This window comes from Thermodesulfobacteriota bacterium (assembly GCA_040756475.1).
Classification (GTDB): Bacteria; Desulfobacterota; Deferrisomatia; order Deferrisomatales; family JACRMM01; genus JBFLZB01.
This window is the reverse complement of the sequence record JBFLZB010000014.1, coordinates 36927-44048: the sequence shown is the minus strand read 5'-3', so window position 1 is coordinate 44048 and position 7122 is coordinate 36927. Positions and strand designations below refer to the sequence as shown.

The 7122-nt window shown below is 71.1% G+C and carries 7 protein-coding genes; all 7 read right to left on the bottom strand.

What is annotated here, in order from left to right:
- Window positions 1-183 precede the first annotated feature (183 nt).
- Window positions 184-507 carry a ribosome assembly RNA-binding protein YhbY gene (gene yhbY, locus AB1578_03670; GenBank protein MEW6486999.1) on the bottom strand — a complete coding sequence of 108 codons (324 nt, stop codon included), beginning with the start codon at window positions 505-507 and terminating at the stop codon, window positions 184-186.
- A gap of 11 nt (window positions 508-518) precedes the next feature.
- Window positions 519-1148, bottom strand: coding sequence for an OmpA family protein (locus AB1578_03665; GenBank protein ID MEW6486998.1), 630 nt, complete (start codon window positions 1146-1148; stop codon window positions 519-521).
- A 223-nt stretch (window positions 1149-1371) separates the two neighbouring features.
- On the bottom strand, window positions 1372-2781 hold the full coding sequence (locus AB1578_03660) for an FAD-binding oxidoreductase (GenBank protein ID MEW6486997.1): 1410 nt from the start codon (window positions 2779-2781) through the stop codon (window positions 1372-1374).
- Entirely contained in the window at window positions 2778-3581 is an 804-nt protein-coding gene (locus tag AB1578_03655; GenBank protein ID MEW6486996.1) for a metal ABC transporter permease, read from the bottom strand. The genes AB1578_03660 and AB1578_03655 overlap by 4 nt, the downstream gene beginning before the upstream one ends.
- 1 nt (window position 3582) lies before the next feature.
- The gene (locus AB1578_03650) at window positions 3583-4386 is read right to left on the bottom strand and encodes a metal ABC transporter ATP-binding protein (protein MEW6486995.1); all 804 of its coding nucleotides are present in this window, start codon (window positions 4384-4386) and stop codon (window positions 3583-3585) included.
- Entirely contained in the window at window positions 4383-5303 is a 921-nt protein-coding gene (locus AB1578_03645) for a metal ABC transporter substrate-binding protein (protein ID MEW6486994.1), read from the bottom strand. Before AB1578_03645 ends, AB1578_03650 begins: the two co-directional genes overlap by 4 nt.
- A gap of 296 nt (window positions 5304-5599) precedes the next feature.
- Window positions 5600-6964 (bottom strand): PFL family protein, encoded by a 1365-nt coding sequence (locus AB1578_03640; protein MEW6486993.1) that lies wholly within the window; start codon window positions 6962-6964, stop codon window positions 5600-5602.
- Window positions 6965-7122 lie beyond the last annotated feature (158 nt).

Sequence of the window (7122 nt, the reverse complement as noted above, 5' to 3'; positions counted from 1 at the left end):
GTTTCACCCGTAGGGGCGCACAGCGTGCGCCCGCCCTCGGGCCCACCCCCAACCCTCCGGGCGCACGCTGTGCGCCCCTACGCGCCCAGACGCCGGGGTTCGCTCCCCAGCGGGTCCACCCTCACGATCCGGAAGAGAGCCAGACGAGGGGGGGCAGCGCCCGCATAGGCGCCCTCCTGTGCTCTACGACGGGACCGGTGTTTCGGGATGCTCGGACCCGGGGCGGAAGAGGAGGACCGTGCGGCCGAGCACCTGGGCGACGGCCGCGCGGGTGCCGGCGGCGAGCGCCGCCGCCACTTCGCGGCGGTCGGCACCGCAGCCCTGGGCGATGCGGACCTTCACGAGCTCGTGGGCGGCGAGGTTGGCCTCCAGGGAGTCTACAACGCCGCCGGTGACCCCTTCCTTGCCCACGGTCACCAGGGGTTCGAGGCCGTGGCCGCGGGCCCGCAGGGCCCGGGCCTGTCTGCCCGTGAGGACCGGGAGCCGGGATGGGGCCGCTTCGTCCACGGGGAACCCTTTCAGCCCTGCTGGGGCATGATGCGGATTTCCACCCGGCGGTTGAGCTGGCGCCCCTCGGGGGTGGCGTTGTCGGCCACGGGCTGGGACGGGCCGTAGCCCACGGTGGCAATGCGCCCCGGGGCGACCCCGTGCCCCACCAGGGCGTTCTTCACGGACTCCGCCCGCCGCTCGGAGAGCTTCTGGTTGTAGTCCTCGGCTCCGGTGCTGTCGGTGTGCCCTGCCACGAGCAGGGTCGTCTGGGGGTACTGGTTGAGGACCCCCGCCACCCGGGCCACCTCGGTCTGGGCCCCGGGCTTGAGGGCGGCGGAGTTCAGGTCGAAGCTCACGTCGCCCTTGAAGGTCACCGACAGCACGTCCATCTCGCGGCGGATGCTCGCGGCCTCGGACTGGGCCAGGGCTTCGCGCAGGGCCTTCTCCTGCCGGTCCATGTAGTTGCCCACCGCGGCGCCCGTGAGGCCCCCGGCCGCGGCCCCGATGGCGGCGCCGATCAGGGTGGACTTGGTGTCCTTGCCGATGGCCTGCCCCAGCCCGGCCCCCACGGCGGCCCCGGCGGCGGTGCCCACCACCGCTCCCTGGCCGGTCTTGGTCTCCATGGTGGCGCATCCCGCCATCGTGAACACGAGTGTCACCGCTGCTCCTGTGCCGATCCACCTGTTCATCTCGTTCCTCCCTGACTGAGGCCTCCCCGAAGATCTGCCATCGTAAACCTTGTCGCCCCGCTGCGCCCTATCGGTATCGGTATCGACATCGAACCCGAACCCGATACCGATACCGATTTCGGTCGGGGGTGAGCGAAAGGGGCCCATCTTGCGCCGGCGCGCCGAGGCGACGTCTCGTTTCCCACCGTCCCCGTCAGGGAAGCACCTTGCCCGGGTTCAGGATTCCCCTCGGATCGAGGCTGTGCTTGACCAGGCGCATCAGGTCGAGGCCGGCGCCGTGCTCCCGGGCCAGGAACTTGCGCTTGCCCACGCCGACCCCGTGCTCCCCGGTAGCGGTGCCGCCCAGGGCGAGGGCGGCCTCCACGATCTCGGCGTTGGCCTCGTGCACGGCATCCCGGGCGGCACCCGGCTCCCGGGGTTCCAGGATGAGACAGTGGAGGTTTCCGTCTCCTGCGTGGCCGAAAATGTACCCCGTCAGGCCCCGGCGGTCCACGGCTTCCCGGGCTCGCGCGGCAAGCTCCGGGTACCGGCTGCGGGGCACGGCCGCGTCCACGATGAGGATCGCCCGGCCGGGATGTGCCTCCCGGATGGTGTGGTAGGCCCGGTGGCGCGCGTCCCACAGGCGCGCCCGCTCGTCGGGGCCCACGCCCGCGTCGAAGGTGAGCGCCCCCTCGGCCCGGCACGCCTCCTCCACCAGGCTCACGTCGGCGGCGAGGCCGCTCGAGCTGGAGCCGTGGAACTCGAGAAAGAGGAGGGGGTGGGGCGCAAGCCCCAGCCGGCCTGCCGCCTCTACCGTGCCCACGGTCACCTCGTCGAGGAACTCGCAGGCCGCCGGCCCGAGCCCCGAAGCCATCACCGCGGTGACCGCCCGGGTGGCGGAGCCGGCGTCGGGAAAGGCGGCCAGCGCGGTCATCACCTCGGGGGGCAGGGGGGCGAGCTCCAGGGTGATGCGGGTGAAGACCCCCAGGGTGCCCTCGCTGCCCACGAAGAGCCCCGTCACGTCGTAGCCGGAAGAAGACTTGTGGGCCAGGGTGCCCACCTCGGCCCGCCGCCCGTCGGCCAGGGCCACTTCCAGGCGCTTCACGTACCGGTGGGTCGAGCCGTAGCGCACCGTGCGGATGCCCGAGGCGTTGGTGGCCACCATGCCCCCGAGGCTCGCCGAGGCCCCGGGGTCCGGCGGGAAGAAGAGCCCGGTGTGCAGGCGCTGGAGCTCGGTGTTCAGGTCGGTGTAGAGGACCCCGGGCTCGGCCACCACCAGGAAGTCCTCGGGCCGGATGTCGAGCACCCGGTTCATCCGGGCGAAGTCGAGCACGAGCCCGCCGGCCATGGGGATGGCGCCCCCTTCGACTCCCGTTCCCGCACCCCGGGCCGTCACGGGGATCTCGCGCTCGTAGGCCCACTCCAGGGCGCGGCTCACCTCGCCCGCGTCCACGGGCCAGGCCACGGCCTCGGGCCGTCGGGGCTCGTGAAAGGATTCGTCGCGGCTGTGGAGATCCAGCACGGACGCCCCCCGGGAAAGGCGCTCCCGCGGAAACACCAGCCCCAGGACGCGGAAGTCGGCATCCTTGAGGGGGCGCGACGCCGGCGCTTCGCTTCCGGTCATCCGGGTGCCCGCCGTTTGGGAGACAAGGCCAGGCATGCAAAGAAGAGCGCCGTGGCGGTGAGCACGATGGTGGCGCCCGAGGGCACGTCGAGGGCGTAGGAGAGCACGAGCCCCAGAAAGCACGACAGGTTGCCGAAGAAGACCGAGAGTACGAACAAGGCCCGGTAGTCGTAGGTGAGCTGGTAGGCGGCCGACGCCGGGGTGACGATGAGGGCGAATACCAGCATCACCCCCACGGCATTGAGGGACAGGACGATGGTCAGGCTGATCAGGAGCAGCATCACGAAGGAGAGCTTGGCGGCGGGCAGCCCCAGGGCCTCGGCCATCTCGGCGTCGAAGGACAGGAGCTGGAACTCCTTGAAGAAAAGGGCCACGGTGGCCGCCACCGCCACCGTGAGCGCGGCGATGATGAAGAGATCGGTGCGGGTGACCGAGAGGATGTTCCCGAAGAGGTAGCCATAGAGCCGCGCGTCGTAGCGCTTCATGAGCCCCACGAACAGGATGCCCAGCGCCATGGTGAGGGCGTAGAAGATGCCGATGGAGGCGTCCATCCGGATCTTTCCCGCGTGGCTCGTGGCGTGGATCGCCCCCGAGGTCCCCAGACAAAATCCCACGGCGGTGAGCAGCGGGTTCCACCCCAGGAGGAACCCCAGGGCCACCCCGCCGAAGGCGGCGTGGGAGATGCCCGCCCCGATGAAGGCAAGGCCCCGGAGCACGACGTATACCCCCACCAGGGAGCACGAGGTTCCCACCAGGAGGCTCGCCAGGAGCGCCCGCCGCACGAAGGCGAAGTCGAACATCTCAAGCACGGTGCACGTCTCCCGGGATGACGAAGGGCCGGCCGTGGGCCTCGTGCACGTGGACCGTGACGCCGTACATCTCGTCGAGCACCTCCTTGACCAGTGCTTCCCCCGGGGGGCCGTAGGCGAAGACCCGGCGGTTGACCGCGAGCACGAGGTCCAGGAAGGGGTAGACGAGGTTCACGTCGTGGGTCACCAGGAGCGTGGTGAGCCGCCGCTCCCGATGGGTGCGGTGGATGAGCTCCATTACCGAGGCCTGGCTGCGCACGTCGAGGCCCGTGGAGGGCTCGTCGAGCAGCAGGATCCGGGGATCCCGCACCAGGGCCCGGGCGATGAAGACCCGCTGGAGCTGGCCCCCCGAGAGGTGGCCGATCGGGCGGCGGGCCAGGTCGGCGACCCCCACCGACGCCAGGGCCTCCAGGGACTTCTCCCGTTCCGCCCGGCCGGGCCGGCGCAGGAGGCCCAGCCGGGGGTAGAGCCCCATGAGGACCACGTCGAGAACCTTCGCGGGGAAGAAGCGGTCCACCCGCCCCCCCTGGGGCACGTACCCGATGTCGAGGCGCACCTTGCGCAGCTGGTGGCAGCACAGGTCTCCCACGTGGATGCGGCCCCGGCTGGGGGCGAGGATGCCCAGCACGCCCTTGAGCAGCGACGTCTTGCCCGACCCGTTGGGGCCGATGACCCCCAGGAAGGCGCCCTCGGGCACGTCGAGGGAGACGTCGGCCAGGGCGGGCGTCGCCCCGTAGGAGAGGGTCACCCCTTCGAACCGGATGGCGGTGGGCGCCCCGAAGGGCAGGGGCTTCACCGGGAGGACTCCTGGAGCGCCTGGATCAGGGTGCGGGCGTTGGTCTCGAAGAGCCCCAGGTAGTCCGGCGCCGGGCCCGTGCCCAGGAGGGTCGAGAGGGTTACGACCCGGATTCCGGTCTCCTGGGCCAGGAGGTCCGGGATCTTGGAGGAGAGCTGGGGCTCGGTGACCAGTACCCGGATCTGCTCCTCCCGAATGCGCGAGATCAGGGAGGCCAGGGCCTTGGCCGAGGGCTCCTGGCCGGGCACCCGGGTAACCGCCCCTACCTCCTCGAGGCCGAGACTGCGGGCAAAGTAGGGCCAGGAGGCGTGGTACGAGAGAAAGCGGCGGTCCTCCAGGGTCTGCACTTCCTCCCGGAAGCCCGCCAGCGCAGCCTCAAGGCGCAGCAGGTACGCGCTGAGCCCCTTCTGGTACGCGTCCTGGGCGACGGGGTCGGCCACTTCCAGGGCCCGGGCGATATTGCGGCACATGAGGGCGGCGTTGGCCGGATCGAGCCACACGTGGGGGTTGCCTTGGGGATGCCCGTGGTCGTGCCCACGGCGGTGCCCGTGGTCCTTTTCGTCTTCGTGCCCGGCCTCCTCGTCCCCCAGGACCTTCACCCCCCGGGAGGCTTCCACCACCAGGAGCTCGCTGTTTCGGGCGTTCTCCAGGAGCCCGTCGAGCCACTCCTCGAGGCCGAGCCCCACCTTTACCAACACCCGGGCGCCTGCCAGGGCCTTCACGTCGCCCACCCGGGGCTCGTAGGTGTGGGGGTCTTCGAACCCCTGGAGGAGGCTTCGCACGTCCACCTGGGAGCCTCCAATCTGTCGCACCCAGTCCGCCAGGTCGGGCAGGGTGGTGACGACCCGTACCGCGTTGGATGCCAACGCCGAAGCCGGGACCAGGAGACACCACAGGAAGATGAGCGCGCGCCACATGGCAACCCCCTCGCTTTGCCCGAAATCACAAGGTTTCACGGATTCTAGGGGAGCCCCGCGGGAGCGTCAAGGCGGGGGGCTCCCCACGATCCACCGCCAAATCTTGGGGGCGGGGTCCGGGAGTCCTGGAGCGCAGCCCCATGCCGCCTCGACCGATCCGCGGCAGCGAGGCCGAAACCGGTGAGGCTCGGCGCGCTGGATCCCTCGGCTACGCGGCCTCCGAACATCGCGGATTACGGGGCGGAGCGCAAGGGCTCCCGGGCCCCGCCGGGAGCCCGGCCGAGAACGGCCCACGATCAATTGCGCAGCCCCTGGAGGGGGGCCGGGATGCGGCCGCCGCGGCGGATGAAGGCGGCGCAGGGGGTGGGATTGACGGGCATGACCGGCGCCTCCCCCAGCAGGCCCCCGAAGTGCACCCGGTCCCCGGCGCGCTTGCCCGGCGCGGGGATGATTCGCACCGCGGTGGTCTTTGCGTTGGCGACCCCGATGGCCATTTCGTCGGCGAGGATGGCGGCCAGGGTCTCGGGCGGGGTGTCGCCCGGCACCGCCACCATGTCGAGGCCCACGGAGCACACGCTGGTGAGGGCTTCGAGCTTCTCCAGGGTCAGGGCCCCCTCGGCGGCGGCCCGGATCATGGAAGCATCCTCGCTCACCGGGATGAAGGCCCCCGAGAGGCCGCCCACCGAGGAGGAGGCGAACGCCCCGCCCTTCTTCACCGCGTCGTTGAGGAGCATGAGGGCCGCGGTGGAGCCCGGCGCCCCGGGCCGGGCCAGCCCCATGGCCTCCAGGATCTGGCCCACGCTGTCCCCCTCGGCCGGCGTGGGCGCCAGCGAAAGATCCAGGATGCCGAACTCCACCCCCAGCCGGCGGGCCATCTGGCGCCCCACGAGCTCGCCCATGCGGGTGATCTTGAAGGCGGTCTTCTTGATGGCCTCGGCCACCTGGCCGAGGTCCGCGTCACCCGGCAGCGCCTCCAGCGCCCGGCGCACCGCCCCGGGGCCGCTCACCCCCACGAGGATCGCCGACTCGGGCTCTCCCGGCCCGTAGAACGCCCCGGCCATGAAGGGGTTGTCCTCCACGGCGTTGGCGAAGACCACGAGCTTGGCGCACCCGATGCCGTCACGGTCGGCCGTGCGGGCTGCGGTTTCCTTCAGGATCTCCCCCAGCTTCCGGCAGGCGTCCAGATTGATGCCCGCCCGGGTGGAAGCCACGACCACGGAGGCGCACAGGCGCTCGGTTGTCGAGAGGGCCTGGGGAATGGCCGCCAGCAGCGCCCGGTCCACCGCCGTCGCCCCCTTGGGCACCAGGGCCGTGAAGCCCCCGACGAAGTTCACCCCCACCTCGGCCGCCGCCGCGTCCACCTGCCGGGCCGCCTCCAAGAACGCCTCCTTCTCGGCAGAGGGCACCACCAGGGCCAGGGGCGTCAGGCTCACCCGGGTGTTCACGATAGGGATGCCGTAGGTGCTCTCGATCTCCCGGGCCACCGGGGCGAGCCTCTCCGCCCGGCGCAGGATCTTCTCCCGGATCTTGCGCCCGCAGGCCCTCGAGTCCGGGTCGGAGCAGTCCCACAGGGAGACCCCCAGGGTGACGGTACGGATGTCGAGGTTGTCGTCGGCGATCATCCCGACGGTTTCGAGGATCTCTTCGCTGGTAAACTTCATGGGGCTCCTGTGCGCGGGGAACCAGGCAGACGGGAGAGGCGGTTTGCCACCATGGCGTGCATGTCCCAGCTCCCGCCGACGCGGTCACAAACCCAGAGAAGTTCTCGGCCTTTCTTTGCGCTCCTTGTGTTCTTTCGCGGCCTCAGAGGTTGTGGTCT

Bases quoted from the DNA above. Each gene is read 5' to 3' on its own strand.
- AB1578_03655 (MEW6486996.1), bottom strand. From the start codon at position 3,581: ATGTTCGACTTCGCCTTCGTGCGGCGGGCGCTCCTGGCGAGCCTCCTG.
- AB1578_03645 (MEW6486994.1), bottom strand. From the start codon at position 5,303: ATGTGGCGCGCGCTCATCTTCCTGTGGTGTCTCCTGGTCCCGGCTTCG.
- AB1578_03660 (MEW6486997.1), bottom strand. From the start codon at position 2,781: ATGACCGGAAGCGAAGCGCCGGCGTCGCGCCCCCTCAAGGATGCCGAC.
- AB1578_03640 (MEW6486993.1), bottom strand. From the start codon at position 6,964: ATGAAGTTTACCAGCGAAGAGATCCTCGAAACCGTCGGGATGATCGCC.